Here is a 16,452-nt window from a genome sequence, read left to right as displayed (position 1 = left end):
GGCCCCGGCCGAAGCCCCGCCTCAGCGCCGGGGCCGGCCCTCCTTCGGCTCCAGCAACTGCGCCCGCAGGGCCGTCAGTTGATGGGAGTGCTCGACCGAGCGGGTCTCGTCCAACGAGGCGACCGCCAGCAGCAGCGCGTCGCTGAGCACGATCGCGGACAGTGACTCGGCGGTTATGCCGGTCGGGGTGTGCGGCGCGTACAGGACCGCGTCCGCGGTGTCGGCCAGGCGTTCGACCAGTTCGTCGGTGACCACCACGATGCGGGCGCCGACCACCCGGGCGTGGTCCAGGAGCACCTCCATGTCGCGCAGGAAGCGGCCCGGGACGAACATCACCACCACATCCGCGTGGCGCAGCGTGAGTAGTTCGTCGGCCAGTCCGAAGCCCGTGGTGCCGACGAAGCGGGCCCGGCGGCCCATCCGGTTGAGCTTGAGCGCGAGGTGGCGGCCGGCCAGTTCGGAGGCGCCGACGCCGTACGCGAGCACCTCGCTCGCGTCGGCGAGCAACTGGGTGGCCAGCCGGAAGGCGTCCGCGTCGAGGTTGGCCCGGCCGTGCTCCAGTCGCTCGATCGCCTCGTCGTAGACCCGGGCCCGGATTCCGTCGAGGTCCTGGCCGACCTGGCTGATCCGCTGCCGGAGCCTGACCTCGGGGGCCACGTCCGTGCTGAAGTCGGCGGCGATGTCGCGCTTGAGCGCGGAGAGTCCGCCCAGGCCCAGTCGTTGCAGAGTGCGCACCACCGTGGCGTTGCTGACGCCGATGCTCGCGCCCAGGTCCTGCGCGCTGGCGAAGAGCACCTGCTCGGGGGAGCAGTTGGTCAGATAGCGGGCCACGTTCCGCTCGGCCGGCGACAGGTCGGCCCACTGATCGCGGATCGCCGCCCGGAGCCGAGCCAGCGCCGGATTCTGCGGTTGTTGTTCGCTCACGCCTCTTGACTCCCCGGTATCAACCATTACTCTCCTCATGCAACGTGCAATACATGTTACCGCGAACTCGTAATGAACATTACGACACGTGGTGCGACGAGCAGTGCGACGAGCGTTACGACACGTGTCACGACACGCGTCGCGGTGATCGTCACCGGACTCGCGGACCCCAGGACAGCGTGCAGCACCCGCAACGCTGCCGAACCCCCAGCACCCCAGGAGACGACGTGAGTGGCGTGTCCCTTCCCACCATCGAGATCGCCGGCGAGCCTCGAACCCGAGGTCGCCAGTACGGCGAAGGGGCGAGCGCGCTGATTCGTACCGCCGTCGACTACTACACCGAGGCCTTCGGCGCGGCCGGTGGCCTGACCTGGCGCCAGGTCACCGAGCGGGCCGAACACTGGCTCGCCCCCTCCCGCGCCTTCGCCCCCGACCTGGTCGAGGAGATGGCCGGGATCGCCGAGGGCGCCGGCCTCGACCTGCTCGACATCCTCGCGCTCAACGCCCGAGGCGAGATCATCTACGACGACACCTTCGCCGAGATGGGAGTACCCGCGCCGGCGGAGAATCCCGACGGCTGCACCTCCTTCGCGTTGCTCGACCAGGCCTCCGGTGACGGCCACGTGTACGCGGGCCAGAACTGGGACTGGCGCTACGGCGTGCGCGAGACGGTCATGGTCGTGCGTGTCGTGCAGCCCGGCAAGCCCACCGTGGTGATGCAGGTCGAGGCGGGCCAGATCGGCCGGCAGGGTGCCAACTCGGCCGGCATCGCGCTCAACGCCAACGGCCTCGGCGGGCGCTTCGACCACGCCGTCGGCATCCCGCAGACGCTGATCCGCCGCCGGGTGCTGGACTGCGCCAACCCGGCCGAGGCGCTCGACGTGCTCTTCCGCACCCGCGCGCACATCGCCAGCAACGCCCTGCTCACCCACCGCGAGGGTTTCGCGATCGACATCGAGACCACCCCCGGCGCGAACGGCTGGATGTACCCCACCGACGGCCTGCTCGTGCACGGCAACCACTACCAGGCCTTCATGCCGGCGCAACTGGCCGCGAGCTACCGTCCCTCGGCTCCGGATTCGCTGCTTCGCGTACCGCGCGCCGAGGCCGGACTGCGGCGCTGCCGGGACGCCGGCGACCCGGCCGAGACCCGCAAGCTGATCCACGCCGCGATGTCCGACCACCTCGGCTACCCCGAATCGTTGTGCACCCACCCGGATCCGGCTCGACCGGCGGTCCGGCAGTGGGCGACGCTGCTCTCCAGTTGCGTCGACCTGACCACGGGCGAATACCGCGTCACCGCCGGCACCCCGTGCGACCACGAATACGAACTCCTGCCCTGGAACCTGCACGACGGACCCGGCGGCGCCTGAAGGCCCCGCCCCGGCGGCGCCCGGAGGCCACCCGCCCCGACAGCGCCCGGAAGCCACCGGCTCCCGTGGCGCCCGAAGCCCACACCCGTCCCGGGCCGCGCCCGAAGCACGCCCGCCCCGGCGCCCCACCCCACCCTCCCCCCGCATCCCCCGGAGAGTCGCATGTCCCGCACTCGCACCCTCACCGCGCTCGGACTGGCCGCCCTGCTCGGCCTGACCACCGCCTGTTCCGCCAAGAACGCCGGCGGCAACAACGCGGCCGGCGCCCCCGGCAAGCCCGCCGACCTCGCGCTGACCGACACCACCGCCAAGGCCGCCGGCGCGGTGGACAACGTCAAATGGCTGCTGGCCAAGGAACCCAAGTCACTGGACCTGGACGTCAGATCCGACAGCGACTCCAACGCGGTGCTCGCCAACGTCTGCGAACGACTGTTCCAGACCCAGCCCGATCTGAGCATGCGCCCGCACCTGGCCGACTCGGGCATCTACACCGACCCCACGACGCTCGTGCTCAAGCTGCGCGCCGGCGTCACCTTCCACGACGGTTCGCCGATGACCGCCGACGACGTGGTGTGGAGCCTGCGCCGGCACGCGGCCGACGGCAACAACGAGTCGGACGAGTTCGAGCGCGTGCAGTCCATCGAGCGCACCGGCGACGCCGAGGTCACCGTGCGGCTCAAGGAGCCCGACGCGCTGTTCACCAAGGCGCTGGCGGGCAACGCGGGCATCGTGCTCGACCGCGAGCAGGCCGAGCCCGCGGGCAAGGACTACGGCACGCCCGGGCGCACCGACGCCTGCTCGGGGCCGTACACGCTCAAGGAGTGGAAGGCCGGCAGCCGGATCACCCTGGAGCGCTACGACGCCTACTGGGACAAGTCCCGCAAGCCGCTGGTGCGTTCGGCCACCTTCGGTTGGGCGGACGAGAACGCCATGGTCAACAGCATGACCACCGGCGCCGCCGACGGCACCTACCTCACCACGATGAGCGCGGTGCCGCCGCTGGCCGGCAACGGCGCGCTCACCGTCTCCTACGGCTCCTCCTCACGTGCCTGGACGCTGATCCCCACCGAGCGCGGCGGGATGAAGGACCCGCGCGTGCGGCGCGCGCTCTCGCTCGCGCTGGACCGCCAGGGCATCGCCAAGGCCGCCTTCGCCGGACTCGCCACGCCGTGGAAGACCCCGCTGGGACCGGGCGCGTGGGGCTACGAGAAGGCCACCTTCCAGGCCGGCTACGACGCACTGCAAGGCGCTCCGGCGCAGCCCACCGCCGCCGACCTGGACGCGGCGAAGAAGCTGATCGCCGAGGTCGGCCCCGCCGCGCCGACCCTGGTGGTCGCCAACGACGGCACGCCCACCCGCAACCTGATCGCCAACGCGGTGGTGGACGCCGCCCGCAGAATCGGCCTCAAGGCCGAGATCAAGACGATGTCGGGCGCGGACTTCACCTCGCTGTACACCGACCAGGCGCTGCGCAAGAGCGTCGACATGTTCGCCGACGACTGGTACATCTCCAAGGCCGACCCGGCCGGCTTCTACGACAACGCGCTCACCGGCTCGAACAACAACTGGGTCGGCTTCAGCTCGCCCGAGTACGACAAGGTCGTCAACGAGGCACTGCGTACCACCGACGACGCGGCCCGGGCCAAGCTGCTGGTGGAGGCCGAGCGCCGGTTCACCGCGGACGCGGTGTGGTTGTCGCTGGTCCAGGTGCCCAACGTGCTGATCACCAGCGCCAAGCTGACCGGCGCGCCGGCCTCGATGGCCAACGTCGCCTACCCGTGGCTGGCCGACCTCGGCGCCAAGGGCTGATCCCACCAAGCCCGTTCCCGTCGCCTTCGGAGGTGTCACCACCATGCCCGCCCGCGCCCTGCGCATCACCCTTGGGCTGCTCGTCACCCTGTTCGCCGCGTCCTTCGTGATCTTCGGCGCGATCTACGCCGCCCCCGGCGATCCGGCCGCGTTCCTGGTCGGCGGACAGGAGGACGCGACGCCGGAGAAACTGGCCGCCGTCCGGGCCGCCTACCACCTCGACGACCCGCTGTGGGTGCAGTACGGGGACTGGATCGGCGGCGTCCTGCACGGCGACCTCGGCCGCTCGATGCAGTACCACGACCAGGTCGCGGACCTGGTGTCCTCGCGCGTGCCCACCACGCTGTTCCTGGTCTGCTATTCCGCCGTGCTGTTCGTGGTGGTCGGGATCGCCCTCGGCGTGTTGTCCGCGGTGCGCGGCGGGCGGGTCGACTCGATCATCGTCGCCGTCACCACGCTGCTCGCGTCCATCCCCAAGTTCGTCAAGGCCCTGGCCCTGGTCGCCTTCCTCGGCGTGCAGTTGGGCTGGTTCCCGGTCACCGGCGCCGGTGAGGGCTTCGGCGACCGGCTCTACCACCTCACGCTGCCGGCGCTCTCGCTCGCGCTGGGCGAACTCGCCGTGGTCAGCCGGGTGACCCGGCAGAGCATGCTGGAGCAGTACGCGCAGGACCACGTCACCGTGGCCCGTGCGGCGGGCCTGTCCGAGTTCAAGGTGATCCGTCGACATGTGCTGCGCAACGCGCTGGCGCCGGTGGTCACCATGTGCGGCCTGATCACCGCGAGCCTGTTCGCGGGCACCGTGGTGGTGGAGACCGCGTTCGGGATCAGCGGGATGGGCTCGCTGCTGGTCCAGGCGATCAACACGCACGACTTCCCGGTCACCCAGGCCGTGCTGCTGCTCATGGTGCTCGCGTACATGCTCGTCACCACGCTCGTCGACCTCGTCCACCCGCTGATCGATCCGCGGGTGCGCCTCGAAGGAAGCGCCGCATGACTCTTCTCCAAGCCGGCGCGCGGCCCGTCCCGGCGGCGCCCTCGAAGCCGGCCCGTCCCAGAAAGCGGACTTGGCCGATCTCGTTCCGGATCGCGGCCGGATTCCTGCTGCTGACCGCGTTGGCGGCGGTCCTGGCGCCGCTGGTGGCGCCGTACGAACCGGACGCGATCGACCTGAACGCCTCGCTCGCGGTGCCGGACGGCGCGCACGTGTTGGGCACCGACCAGTCCGGGCGGGACCTGCTCTCGCGGGTGCTGCACGGCGCCGGGCCGAGCCTGGTGGCGCCGCTGGCGCTGCTCGCGCTCGCGTCGGTGATCGGCATCGCGCTGGGCACGCTGGCCGCGTGGCACGGCGGCTGGGTGGACGCGTTCGTCTCGCGCGTCACCGACGTGATGTTCGCCTTTCCCGGGCTGTTGTTCGTGATCCTGATCGTGTCGGTGTTCGGCGACGGGCTGACCACCGCGGTGATCGCGCTCGCGCTGGCCTATTCGCCGGTGGTGGCGAAGTACACCCGCAGCATCGCGCTGGCCGAGCGGGCCAAACCGTACATCGACGCCTACCGGGTGCAGGGCATGGGCGGATTCGCGATCTGCGTACGGCGGTTGGTGCCCAACCTGGCGCCGTCGCTGATCGGCTACCTGGTGCTGATGTTCGGTCAGGTACTGATGGGCATGGCCACGCTCAGCTACCTGGGCTTCGGCGCCCAGCCGCCGAGCTCGGAATGGGGCCTGATGGTCAAGGAGGGGCAGGCCGCGCTGGTGCAGGGCGCGTTGTGGCCTGCCCTGGTGCCCGGCACCGCGATCGCCCTGGTCGTGGTGGCCTTCAATGTCGTCGGCGTGCGGATCTCCGACCGCCTGGGGGTGAGGGAACGTTGATGGTCGAAAACGAGACGGACGCGGTGGACGAACTGCTGGAGATCCGGGACCTGACGGTCGAACTCCCGGGCACGGGCGCGCGACGCCCGGTGCTGGACGGGGTGGACCTGCGGGTGCGCCGGGGCGAGGTGGTCGGCCTGGTCGGCGAGTCCGGATCGGGCAAGTCCACCACCGCCAAGGCAGTGTTGCGGATGCTCCCGCGCGACGCGCACGTCCACGGCCGGGTGGACGTGGCCGGGCGTGACGCGCTCACCCTCGACACCGGCGAACTGCGCGAACTGCGGGCCCATCGGGTGGCTATGGTGCACCAGGACCCGCGCTCCTCGCTCAACCCGGTGCGCCGGATCGGCGACTTCCTGACCGAACGACTGATCCACACCCTGGACCGGCCGAAGGCGCAGGCGTACGCCGAGGCGCTGCGCCTGCTGGAGGCGGTCGGCATCGTGCGCCCGGCCGAGCGGTTGCGGCAGTTCCCGCACGAACTGTCCGGCGGGATGCTCCAGCGGGTGGTGATCGCGGCGGCGCTCGCGGGCGATCCGGAACTGCTGCTCGCGGACGAGGCGACCAGCGCGCTGGACGTGACCACGCAGGCCGAGATCCTGGCCATCCTGCGCGAGCACCGGACCGGGCGCGGCCTGGGTCTGCTGTTCATCACGCACGACCTGCACCTGGCGGCGGCCTACTGCGACCGGGTGTACGTGATGTACGCGGGGCGCGTGGTCGAGGAGCGCACCGCCGCGAGCCTGTTCGAGGATCCGCGTCACCCGTACACCGCCGGTCTGTTGGCCTGCACGCCCGAGCTGGGCGACCCGCGCCCGATCCGGCCCATCCCCGGCCGGCCGCCGTCGCTGGACGACGCCTTCCCCGGCTGCCCGTTCGTGGCGCGTTGTCCGGTGGCGGAGACCGCGTGCGAGACCTGGCGGCCGGTCGCCCGCGAACTTCCCGACGGCGGCCGGGTGACGTGCCGCCGCACCGACCTGGACCACCCTGCGGAGAAGGTGCTCGGATGACCACCCCTGCTCTTGAAGTACACGGCCTGTGCCGCGAGTTCGCGCTCCCGGGTCGGCGCGCAGAGCGCACGGTCGCGGCGTCCGACATCTCCTTCACCGTGCCGCCGGGCGGCTCGCTCGGCCTGGTCGGCGAGTCCGGTTCGGGCAAGACCACGATCGCGCGGATGCTGGTCGGGCTGATCCGTCCGGACGCGGGCACCATCGCGGTGGACGGGCGCCCGCGAGCGGCGCGGGCCAAGGGCGGTCCGGAACGACTGCGTCGGGCCCGGGAGATCCAGATGGTCTTCCAGGACCCGTACGTCTCGCTGGACCCCAGGCTCACCGCCGCCCAGTGCGTGGCCGGCGTCCTGCGGCTGCACGGCGAGGCGGATCGCGATCGGCGAGTGCGCGAACTGCTGGACCAGGTCGGTCTGGGCACCCGCGAGGCCGACGCCCGGCCGCACCGACTCAGCGGCGGGCAGCGGCAACGGTTGTCCATCGCCCGGGCGTTGGCGGCCCGGCCCAGGGTGCTGGTGCTGGACGAGGCGGTCTCCGCGCTGGACGTGTCGATCCAGGCGCAGATCCTGCACCTGCTCACCGAACTGCGCAAGGAGACGAACGTCGCGTTGGTCTTCGTCAGTCACGATCTCGCGGTGGTTCAGCAGGTCACCGACGACATCCTGGTGCTGTATCGGGGGGTCGCGGTGGAACAGGGACCCACCGCCGACATCCTGACCGACCCGCGCCACGCGTACACCCGCCTCCTGGTCGGATCCGCCCCGCGTCCGGGCTGGGACCCGGCCTCGGTGGCCGGATTGCGCAAGGCACTCACCGTGTGAGCGGGGTGCGCGGAGAGCGGTGAAAAACGGGCGTGGGGACGGGAATCTGACCGCTGCGGAGCGTAACCGGTTGGGGACGGCGAGGTAAACGGAGTCGGATCGCGGGGAAAACCTTGACACGCTCTATTGGTCTGGACCACTTTGGCCTAGACCATTAGCGCGCAGGGCGGGCTGACGCGCACGCGGTCGCACGACTTCCACCTACATCGCTTCTCCACGCACGGAGGCAGTAGTGGCACGCGTTTCGCACGTTCCGCGAGCGAAGTCCCCTCGCCGCGGACACCCCACCCTCGCCGCACTCGCGGCGCTCACCCTGGCCGGCGCCGGACTGACCGTCGCGGTCGCCGGCAGCGCGCAGGCCGCGGACAACCTGGTGAGCAACCCCGGCTTCGAGAACGGCCTCGCCGGCTGGACCTGTTCGGCCGGTTCCGGGGCCTCGGTGAGCACTCCGACGCATGCCGGCACCGGCGCGCTCAAGGCCACTCCGGCGGGCTCCGACAACGCCCGTTGCGCACAGACGGTCACGGTGCTGCCCAACTCGGCCTACACGCTGAGCGCCTGGGTCCAGGGCAGCTACGTGTACCTGGGGGCAACGGGCACCGGCACCACCGACCCGTCCACCTGGACGCCGGGTGCCGGAACGTATCAGCAACTCACCACCACGTTCCGCACCGGCGCCTCGACCACCTCGGTCACCGTCTACACGCACGGCTGGTACGGCCAACCGGCCTACTTCGCCGACGACATCGTGCTCTCCGGCCCCGGCGGCAGCACCCAGATCCCGGCGGTGCCCACCGGCCTGGCCGCCGGCGCGCCGACCTCGTCGAGCGTGCCGCTGTCGTGGAACCCCGTTCCCGGCGCCACCGGTTACAACGTGTACCAGAACGGCACCAAGGTGCAGTCGGTGACCGGGACCACCGCGAACATCACCGGGTTGACCCCCTCGACCGCGTACGGCTTCCAGGTCAGCGCGACCAACTCGGCGGGCGAGTCGGCCAAGTCGGCGACGGTCACCGCGACCACCACCGGCGGCGGCACCCAGATCCCGGCCACCCCCACCGGCCTCGCGGCCGGCGCGCCGACCGCCTCCAGCGTCCCCCTGTCGTGGAACTCCGTTCCCGGTGCCACCGGTTACAACCTCTATCAGGACGGCACCAAAGTGCAGTCCGTGACCGGGACCGGCGCGACCGCCGGCGGTCTGACCGCGTCCACCTCCTACAGCTTCCAGGTCAGCGCGACCAACGCGGCGGGCGAGTCGGCCAAGTCGGCCGCAGTGACCGCGACCACCACCGGCGGCGGGGGCGGCGGCCAACTGCCCAAGCACGTACTCACCGGCTACTGGCAGAACTTCAACAACGGCGCGACCGTGCAGACCATCGCCCAGGTGCCCGCCGAGTACGACATCATCGCCGTCTCCTTCGCGGACGCCACCGGCACCCCGGGCGGCGTCTCGTTCACCCTGGACCCGGCGCTGAACTACTCCGAGGCGGCGTTCAAGGCCGACATCGCGGCCAAGAAGGCGGCCGGCAAAAAGGTGATCATCTCGGTCGGCGGCGAGAAGGGCACCGTCTCGGTCAACAGCTCCGCGTCGGCGACCAACTTCGCCAACACGTTGTACACACTGATCCAGAACTACGGGTTCGACGGTGTGGACATCGACCTGGAGAACGGCATCAACTCCACCTACATGACCCAGGCGCTGCGCTCGCTGTCCGGCAAGGTCGGCGCGGGCCTGGTGATCACCATGGCGCCGCAGACGCTGGACATGCAGTCCACCGGCACCGAGTACTTCAAGACCGCGCTGGCGATCAAGGACATCCTGACCGTCGTCAACACCCAGTACTACAACAGCGGCGCGATGCTCGGCTGTGACGGCAAGGTGTACAGCCAGGGCACGGTCGACTTCATGACCGGCCTCGCCTGCATCCAGCTCGAAGGCGGCCTGGCCCCCTCGCAGGTCGGCCTCGGTCTGCCCGCGTCGCCGCGCGGCGCCGGATCCGGCTACGTGCCCCCGAGCGTGGTCAACAACGCGCTCGACTGCCTGACCAAGGGCACCGGCTGCGGCACGTTCAAGCCGAGCAAGACCTACCCGGGTCTGCGCGGTGCGATGACCTGGTCGACCAACTGGGACGCCCTGAACGGCAACCAGTTCTCCAACACGGTCGGCCCGCACCTCGACACGCTCCCGTAGCGCGTCGCGCCCGGGCCGGACCACGCGACCGGCCCGGGCGCGGCCCCATCCCGCTCGGCCCGGGCCGGCCCCCGCTCGGCCGGCCCGGCTCAGCTCAACCACGCTCGGTCCCGCCCCGCCCAGTCCCGTTCCGACCACGCGAGGATTCCCATGTCCGGATCCACCAGCGTTCGTCCCCCCAAACGGCTGCGCCCCCTCGTGGCCGCGGCAAGCACCGCCCTGTTGACCGCCGCCATGCTCACCGCCGCCGGCGGCACCGCCGACGCGGTCGATGCCGCCGAACTCGTCCGCAACGGCGGCTTCGAGTCCGGCATGTCCGACTGGACCTGTAGCGCCGGCAGCGGAGCCACCGTCAGCACCCCAGTGCACGGCGGCACTTCCGCCCTGAAGGCGACCCCGGCCGGCAGCGACAACGCGCGCTGCGTCCAGACCGTCACCGTGCAACCCTCCTCCGACTACGTGATCTCCGGCTGGGTACGCGGCAGTTACGTATACATCGGCGCGAGTGGCACCGGCACCACCGACCCGGCCACCTGGACCGGCTCCGCGCCGGACTGGACCCGGCTGACCACCACGTTCCGCACCGGCCCCAACACCACGTCGGTGACCCTGTACACGCATGGCTGGTACGGCACCGGCGCCTACTACGCCGACGACCTGTCCCTGACCGGCCCCGGCGGCGGCACCCAGATCCCGGCGGTGCCCACCGGGCTCGCGGCGGGCACGCCGACCGCCTCCAGCGTGCCGCTGTCGTGGACCGCGGTGCCCGGCGCGACCGGCTACAAGGTCTACCGCGACGGCGTGTTGGCCCAGACGGTCACCGGCACGAGCGCGACCGTCACCGGCCTGACCCAGGCGACGACGTACGGCTTCCAGGTCAGCGCCACCAATTCGGCCGGCGAATCGGCCAAGTCGGCGGCCGTGAGCGCGACCACCTCCGGCGTCGTCGTGGTCCCGGCCACCCCCACCGGCCTGGCCGCCGGTACGCCGACCGCCACGACCGTGCCGCTGTCGTGGACCGCGGTGCCCGGCGCGACCGGCTACAACGTCTACCGCAACGGCACGTTGGCCCAGACGGCGACCGGGCCCAGTGCCACGGTGACCGGACTCACCCCGGCCACCGCCTACAACTTCCAGGTCAGCGCGACCAACTCGGCGGGCGAGTCGGCCAAGTCGGCGGCCGTCACGGCGACCACCGGCACCGACGGCGGAGGCGGCCAACTGCCCCCGCACGCGCTGGTCGGCTACCTGCACGCGAGCTTCGCCAACGGGGCGGGCTACACGAAAATGGCCGACGTACCCGCGAGTTGGGACGTGATCAACCTGTCCTTCGGCGAGCCGACGTCGGTCACCTCCGGCGACATCCGGTTCGTGCGCTGCCCGGTCACCGAGTGCCCGAGCGTGGAGAGCGACGCCGACTTCAAGGCCGCCATCAGGGCCAAGCAGGCGGCCGGAAAGAAGGTGCTGATCTCGATCGGCGGGCAGAACGGCCAGGTGCAACTGTCCACCACCGCCGCGCGGGACAAGTTCGTCGAATCGGTCGGCAGGATCATCGACGAATACGGACTGGACGGCCTGGACATCGACTTCGAGGGCCACTCGCTGTCGCTGAACACCGGCGACACCGACTTCAAGAACCCGACCACACCGGTGATCGTCAACCTGATCTCGGCGGTCAAGACGCTCAAGGCCAAGTACGGCAACCGATTCGTGCTCACCATGGCGCCCGAGACGTTCTTCGTGCAGATGGGTTACCAGTACTACGGGTCGGGACAGTGGGGCGGCCAGGACCCGCGCTGTGGTTCCTACCTGCCGGTCATCTACGCCCTGCGCGACGACCTGACCCTGCTGCACGTCCAGGACTACAACTCCGGCTCGATCATGGGCCTGGACAACCAGTACCACAGCATGGGCGGTGCCGACTTCCACATCGCGATGACGGACATGCTGCTCGCCGGCTTCCCGGTCGCGGGCAACACCAACAACGTGTTCCCGGCACTGCGGCCCGAACAGGTCGCGATCGGCATGCCGGCCTCGGTCCAGGCGGGCAACGGCTGGGTGTCCACCACCGAGGTGAACAAGGCACTCGACTGCCTGACCAAGGGCAGCAACTGCGGAAGCTACACGCCACGCGGCGGCGTACGGCCGAACCTGCGCGGGCTGATGAGCTGGTCGATCAACTGGGACCGATTCAACAACCTCGAGTTCTCCCGCAACTTCGACAACTACTTCGGTAGCTGACCGGAGCACGGTTCCGCCGCTGGGGCGTGCCCCGGCCCGATCCACCCGATGCGACTCGGCTGCCGCCGTCCCCCGGCAGCCGAGTCTCCCGAAGCGACCCCCGCCGCCGGCACCCACGAGAGACCGGCGGCGGGCCGGTCCACCCCGCGTCCGGCGCGCCGGCCATTGTTCCCGTCGACCCGATGCGGCACCATCCGGCGGCATGGACATAGCGATGACCCTGCCGACCATGCTGCCCCACGGACGCGACGAGGTACTGCGCTGGTGTCGCGGCATCGACGAGGGTCCGTGGTCGAGCCTCGCGGTACCGGAGCGCATCACCTACACCAGCCACTCGCTCACCGTGCAACTCGCCGCGGCCGCCGCGCTGACGGAGCGGGTCCGGCTGTGGACCACGATCGTGATCCTGCCGTCGCACAACGCGGTCCGGATGGCCAAGGACCTGGCCTCGGTGGACCGACTGAGCGCGGGACGACTGACCGTCGGGATCGGGGTCGGCGGTCGTGAACAGGACTACCGCGCGGTCGGCGCCCCGTTCGAGCGGCGTTGGCAACGCATGGACGACCAGGTCGCGACGATGCGCTCGATCTGGGCCGGCGAGCCGCCCGCACCCGACCTGGAACCGGTCGGACCGCCCCCGATCCAGGCGGGCGGACCGCCGCTGGTCGCCGGGGCCATGGGCCCGATGGCGACCGCCCGGGCGGCGCGTTGGGCCGCCGGCGTCGACGACGGCTCCGCCGTGGCGGCACCGGATCCCGACACGCTGCGCGACGTCGCCGAGCGGGTCCGGGGCGCGTGGCGCGACGCGGGCCGCACCGACCGACCACACCTGTCCACGAGCCTGTGGTACGCCCTGGGTACCGACGCCGAATCCCGGCTGCGCACCTACGCGTTCGACTATCTGAAGGTCTTCGGTGAGCAGATCGGCGAGGCCGTCGCCGAGAACGTCACCGCGTACACGCCCGAGGCGCTGCGCAAGGCCGTCGACACCGTCCGCGAGGCCGGTTTCGACGAACTCTTCCTGGTCCCCACCACGGCGGACCCCGACGAACTCGAGCGCACGCGCGAGGCGTTGGAGTCCTAGGACACGCCCCGGACGCACGGACCGCGAAGTGCCGGGATCCCACCGGCGGGAGCACTCCGGCCGGTGGGTGCCCGCGGCGGTGCCGGCTACGGAACGAGCCAGGTGCCGTCGCGCAGGAGGTCGCGGCCCTTGATCTCGTTGGCCTCGCGCCAGGCCTGGACCAGACGCGGACGGACCCGGAAGTAGTGGTAGGACGTGGTGAGTACACGCGGATCGAAACCGATCCTGGCGGCGAACGTGTCGCCGAGGTCGTCGGCGATGTCCGCCGCCGGGAACGCCTCGGCGGTGGCCTCGATCAGCACTACGTCCCGAGTGGGTCCGATACCGAGCCGCAGGGTGCCGCCGGCCAGCAGGTTGCGAGCGGTGGGGCTCGCCGAGGCGGTGGCCATCAGCAGCGTTTCGCCCTCCCACAGGAAGGACAGCGGTACCAGGTACGGCGTTCCGGTCTGCGCGTCGGCGGTGGCCACCCACGCGTCGACGTCGTTCTCGAGCCGATCGAGGGTGTCCTGCTTGCGCTGCTCGGCGGTACGGGCGGAGGGTGGCGGTGGGGTCACGATGACGGTGCCTCCGGATCGGTGCTCTCGGCTGTCGGGCGGTTCTCGCGAGTGATCGTCGCGAGTGATTGTCGCGAACGGATCTTCCGGCGATCGATCATGCCGGATACGGACCCGTGAAGGTCGGCACTCCGGATGCCCCGGCAGCGCCACGCCGCAGATGCGATCCGACCCGCGTCCCGCCCGCCAGGCCCCGACCCGCCAGGCCCCCGACCCGCCGCGCTCAGCTCACCCGGTGGCCGAACTCGGTCGCGAGCGCGTCGAGTTCGGGCGTACCGAACTCCGCCTTCAGCGCCTCGAACGTGACCACCTTGTCGTCCCCGAAGCGGCGGATCCTGGCCGCGAACGTGTCGGGGCGCAGGAAGCGCGGCGGATTCGACTTGCTGTGGAACTTGTCCGCGTACATCACCAGCCGCTCCTCGGCGGACTCCGCGACGTAGTCGTCGACCGGGATCGGCAACTGTTGGCTCACCACGTCGTGTCGGGTCAATCCGACACCCGTGTGGCACGAGCAGAAGCGGTGCAGCGAGTCGTCCAGGCCCTCCTTGCGCAGGATCTCCGCACCGAGCAGCCCGTGGCGCACGTAGTTGGCGCCGTCCAGTCGGCCGTTCTCGTCGTAGAGGCGGTAGACCCCGATGTCGTGCAGCAGACACCCGGCCCGGACCAGATCGCGGTCCACGTCCGCGCCGCCGGGGCCGGCCGTCAGGTGATCGGCGATCCGCCAGACGATGTGGCAGTGCGTGTGTACCTTCTCGAAGATCGCCCGGCTCGGTGCGTAGGCCTTGTGCAGTGCGGTGATCTCGGCGACCGTCGGAAGTTGTGCCATTCGGGGAGCCTAACCGAGAGGCCGTCGGGTTTGTCCCCATGGGCGGCGGGCCCGCGTGGCGGCAACTGCCCGCGGCGCGACCGGCCGTCCCGTCGGGGGCTCGGCGCCGTGCCGGGAACGGTCCCGGAATGCGCCGTGTGCCCGTGTGAACGTGGCTTCACGCAGCGCGAGTTCGATGTTCGGCCGCCCCGACGGGTACCCTCGTGGTTGCCTGATGTTCGCCCGGTCGATCCTGCGGGGGCATCCCGGGATCGGGCAACGTGGAGGGGCGACGGCCGGCGACGTGCTCGCACGCTCGGGCGGGTCCGTCCGCGACCGACGGCCATCCCAGCGAACCAGGACACCGCGATGACCCCGACCACGCTCGCAGGGCGCGCTCCCGCCGGGCGCACCGACCACCACACGTTCATCGCGATCGAGGGACCGCCCGGAGCCGGCGGCGCCGCGCTGGCGGACACCCTCGGCACCGCGCTCGGTTGTACGCCGATCGCCGGGCGCGCCGAATCGATCCGCCTGGATGCCCGACCCGGCTACGGCCTGGGCCTGGCCGGGCTGCTCCGGGCCGACGCGCTCGTCAAGCGGCAGCGGCCGGCCGGGCCGGTGGTCGTGCACACCTGGGCGGCCGGAGTCGCCGCCGACGGTGCGGCGATCTACCGCGCCGACGGGACCCGGCTCAGTGCCCAGGTCGCCGAGTACCGGGCCGTGTTGGAGCAGCCGACCGTCACCGTCCACCTCACCGGGTCGGCCCGCACGCTGCGCGACCGGTTGTCCGCGCAGCAGGTGCTGTCCGCCGACGACCGGGGCTGGCTCACCCGCCGGGGCGCGCTCGAACGGGTCGCGGAGGCGCACGTCGCGCTCGCGCTCGAGGCAGATCCCCGGCACGCGATCGTGGTCGACATCGACGGATGCGGTTCGCGGTCGGTGGCGGACGTGGTGTTCGCCGGACTGCACGCGCGCGAGATCGGGGTCGTGGACGCGGCATAGGTCGTCGCGGGCCCGGCCGGCGATGGTGCCCCGGACCCCGGAGGAGTGCACGTCGCCCGGCGCAGCACCCGACGCCCACCGCGGCGGTCTCCCGTAAGGTGCCGCGCATGAGCGGTGAGATGGGGCTGCGGGAGCGGAAGCGGTTGCGGATGGCGGCGAACATCTCCGACGTCGCGATCGGATTGTTCCTGGCCAGGGGCTTCGACGCGGTGTCGGTGGCCGAGGTCGCCGAGGCCGCGGAGGTCTCCAAACCGACGCTGTTCCGGTACTTCCCGACCAAGGAGGACCTGGTGCTGCATCGGTTCGCCGACCACCAGGACGAGGCCGGCCGGGTGGTGGCCGGGCGACCCGAGGACGTCTCCGCGCTGACGGCGCTGCGCCGCCACTTCCTGGCCGGGCTGGATCGGCACGATCCGGTGACCGGACTCAGCGACGACCCGCAGGTACTGGCCTTCCACCGACTGCTGTACGGAACCCCCGCGCTGCTCGCCCGCGTGTTCGCGTACACCGAGGGCGCCGAGGAGGCGCTGGCCGCCGCGCTGGGCGGCCCGGACGAGGTCGAGGCGCGCCTGGCGGCCGGCCAGATCATCGCGGTGCAACGGATCCTGGCTCGGGAGAACTGGCGGCGGATCGCGGCGGGCGAGCGCGCGGCGGACCTGCGCGCGGTGGCCGGCGCGACCGCGGAACGGGCCTTCGACCAACTGGAGGCGGGGCTGACCCGCTACGGAAGCGTTACTCGGTAACATATTTAACCGAGTTGCATTACCCT

The 16,452-nt window shown here is 71.2% G+C and carries 14 protein-coding genes; 11 read left to right on the top strand and 3 right to left on the bottom strand.

Annotated features, from left to right (window positions below; translation table 11 throughout):
• Positions 1 to 21 precede the first annotated feature (21 nt).
• On the bottom strand, positions 22 to 951 hold the full coding sequence (locus ACIBSV_RS00605) for a MurR/RpiR family transcriptional regulator (protein ID WP_395858689.1): 930 nt from the start codon (positions 949 to 951) through the stop codon (positions 22 to 24).
• A 200-nt stretch (positions 952 to 1,151) separates the two neighbouring features.
• Here ACIBSV_RS00605 and ACIBSV_RS00600 point away from each other — a divergent pair, with 200 nt between their 5' ends.
• From ACIBSV_RS00600 to ACIBSV_RS00560, 9 genes are all read left to right on the top strand, one after another.
• Positions 1,152 to 2,297, top strand: a complete 1,146-nt coding sequence (locus ACIBSV_RS00600) for a C45 family autoproteolytic acyltransferase/hydolase (RefSeq protein ID WP_395858688.1) — start codon at positions 1,152 to 1,154, stop codon at positions 2,295 to 2,297.
• A 162-nt stretch (positions 2,298 to 2,459) separates the two neighbouring features.
• Positions 2,460 to 4,106, top strand: coding sequence for an ABC transporter substrate-binding protein (locus ACIBSV_RS00595; RefSeq protein WP_395858687.1), 1,647 nt, complete (start codon positions 2,460 to 2,462; stop codon positions 4,104 to 4,106).
• A 43-nt stretch (positions 4,107 to 4,149) separates the two neighbouring features.
• Positions 4,150 to 5,100: an ABC transporter permease gene (locus tag ACIBSV_RS00590; protein ID WP_395858686.1), complete on the top strand. Its 951-nt coding sequence runs from the start codon at positions 4,150 to 4,152 to the stop codon at positions 5,098 to 5,100.
• Positions 5,097 to 5,975, top strand: coding sequence for an ABC transporter permease (locus ACIBSV_RS00585; protein WP_331770766.1), 879 nt, complete (start codon positions 5,097 to 5,099; stop codon positions 5,973 to 5,975). Before ACIBSV_RS00590 ends, ACIBSV_RS00585 begins: the two co-directional genes overlap by 4 nt.
• Positions 5,975 to 6,985, top strand: a complete 1,011-nt coding sequence (locus tag ACIBSV_RS00580) for an ABC transporter ATP-binding protein (protein WP_395858685.1) — start codon at positions 5,975 to 5,977, stop codon at positions 6,983 to 6,985. Before ACIBSV_RS00585 ends, ACIBSV_RS00580 begins: the two co-directional genes overlap by 1 nt.
• Positions 6,982 to 7,803 (top strand): ABC transporter ATP-binding protein, encoded by an 822-nt coding sequence (locus ACIBSV_RS00575; RefSeq protein WP_395858684.1) that lies wholly within the window; start codon positions 6,982 to 6,984, stop codon positions 7,801 to 7,803. The genes ACIBSV_RS00580 and ACIBSV_RS00575 overlap by 4 nt, the downstream gene beginning before the upstream one ends.
• A 232-nt stretch (positions 7,804 to 8,035) precedes the next feature.
• Positions 8,036 to 9,994 (top strand): fibronectin type III domain-containing protein, encoded by a 1,959-nt coding sequence (locus ACIBSV_RS00570; protein ID WP_395858683.1) that lies wholly within the window; start codon positions 8,036 to 8,038, stop codon positions 9,992 to 9,994.
• A gap of 150 nt (positions 9,995 to 10,144) precedes the next feature.
• Positions 10,145 to 12,235 (top strand): fibronectin type III domain-containing protein, encoded by a 2,091-nt coding sequence (locus ACIBSV_RS00565; RefSeq protein WP_395858682.1) that lies wholly within the window; start codon positions 10,145 to 10,147, stop codon positions 12,233 to 12,235.
• Between the two features lie 202 nt (positions 12,236 to 12,437).
• On the top strand, positions 12,438 to 13,319 hold the full coding sequence (locus ACIBSV_RS00560) for an LLM class flavin-dependent oxidoreductase (RefSeq protein WP_395858681.1): 882 nt from the start codon (positions 12,438 to 12,440) through the stop codon (positions 13,317 to 13,319).
• An 86-nt stretch (positions 13,320 to 13,405) separates the two neighbouring features.
• Here ACIBSV_RS00560 and ACIBSV_RS00555 read toward each other — a convergent pair whose 3' ends face one another.
• Complete coding sequence (locus ACIBSV_RS00555) at positions 13,406 to 13,873, bottom strand: pyridoxamine 5'-phosphate oxidase family protein (protein WP_395858680.1); 468 nt, start codon at positions 13,871 to 13,873, stop codon at positions 13,406 to 13,408.
• A gap of 223 nt (positions 13,874 to 14,096) precedes the next feature.
• Positions 14,097 to 14,699 (bottom strand): HD domain-containing protein, encoded by a 603-nt coding sequence (locus ACIBSV_RS00550; protein WP_395858679.1) that lies wholly within the window; start codon positions 14,697 to 14,699, stop codon positions 14,097 to 14,099.
• 348 nt (positions 14,700 to 15,047) lie between these two features.
• On the opposite strand from ACIBSV_RS00550, the gene ACIBSV_RS00545 reads away from it, so the two are divergent.
• Both ACIBSV_RS00545 and ACIBSV_RS00540 read left to right on the top strand, forming a co-directional pair.
• The gene (locus ACIBSV_RS00545) at positions 15,048 to 15,683 is read left to right on the top strand and encodes a hypothetical protein (RefSeq protein ID WP_395858678.1); all 636 of its coding nucleotides are present in this window, start codon (positions 15,048 to 15,050) and stop codon (positions 15,681 to 15,683) included.
• Between the two features lie 107 nt (positions 15,684 to 15,790).
• Complete coding sequence (locus tag ACIBSV_RS00540; RefSeq protein WP_395858677.1) at positions 15,791 to 16,426, top strand: TetR family transcriptional regulator; 636 nt, start codon at positions 15,791 to 15,793, stop codon at positions 16,424 to 16,426.
• Positions 16,427 to 16,452: the final 26 nt, after the last annotated feature.

It is taken from the genome of Embleya sp. NPDC050154, from assembly GCF_044460165.1.
In the GTDB taxonomy this organism is placed as follows: domain Bacteria; phylum Actinomycetota; class Actinomycetes; order Streptomycetales; family Streptomycetaceae; genus Embleya.
This window is presented reverse-complemented; position numbering and strand designations above follow the sequence as displayed.

Coding starts and splice junctions, on each gene's coding strand:
- ACIBSV_RS00550 (WP_395858679.1), bottom strand. CDS start 14,699: ATGGCACAACTTCCGACGGTCGCCGAGATCACCGCACTGCACAAGGCC.
- ACIBSV_RS00590 (WP_395858686.1), top strand. CDS start 4,150: ATGCCCGCCCGCGCCCTGCGCATCACCCTTGGGCTGCTCGTCACCCTG.
- ACIBSV_RS00585 (WP_331770766.1), top strand. CDS start 5,097: ATGACTCTTCTCCAAGCCGGCGCGCGGCCCGTCCCGGCGGCGCCCTCG.
- ACIBSV_RS00545 (WP_395858678.1), top strand. CDS start 15,048: ATGACCCCGACCACGCTCGCAGGGCGCGCTCCCGCCGGGCGCACCGAC.
- ACIBSV_RS00580 (WP_395858685.1), top strand. CDS start 5,975: ATGGTCGAAAACGAGACGGACGCGGTGGACGAACTGCTGGAGATCCGG.
- ACIBSV_RS00565 (WP_395858682.1), top strand. CDS start 10,145: ATGTCCGGATCCACCAGCGTTCGTCCCCCCAAACGGCTGCGCCCCCTC.
- ACIBSV_RS00540 (WP_395858677.1), top strand. CDS start 15,791: ATGAGCGGTGAGATGGGGCTGCGGGAGCGGAAGCGGTTGCGGATGGCG.
- ACIBSV_RS00560 (WP_395858681.1), top strand. CDS start 12,438: ATGGACATAGCGATGACCCTGCCGACCATGCTGCCCCACGGACGCGAC.
- ACIBSV_RS00595 (WP_395858687.1), top strand. CDS start 2,460: ATGTCCCGCACTCGCACCCTCACCGCGCTCGGACTGGCCGCCCTGCTC.
- ACIBSV_RS00605 (WP_395858689.1), bottom strand. CDS start 951: ATGGTTGATACCGGGGAGTCAAGAGGCGTGAGCGAACAACAACCGCAG.
- ACIBSV_RS00575 (WP_395858684.1), top strand. CDS start 6,982: ATGACCACCCCTGCTCTTGAAGTACACGGCCTGTGCCGCGAGTTCGCG.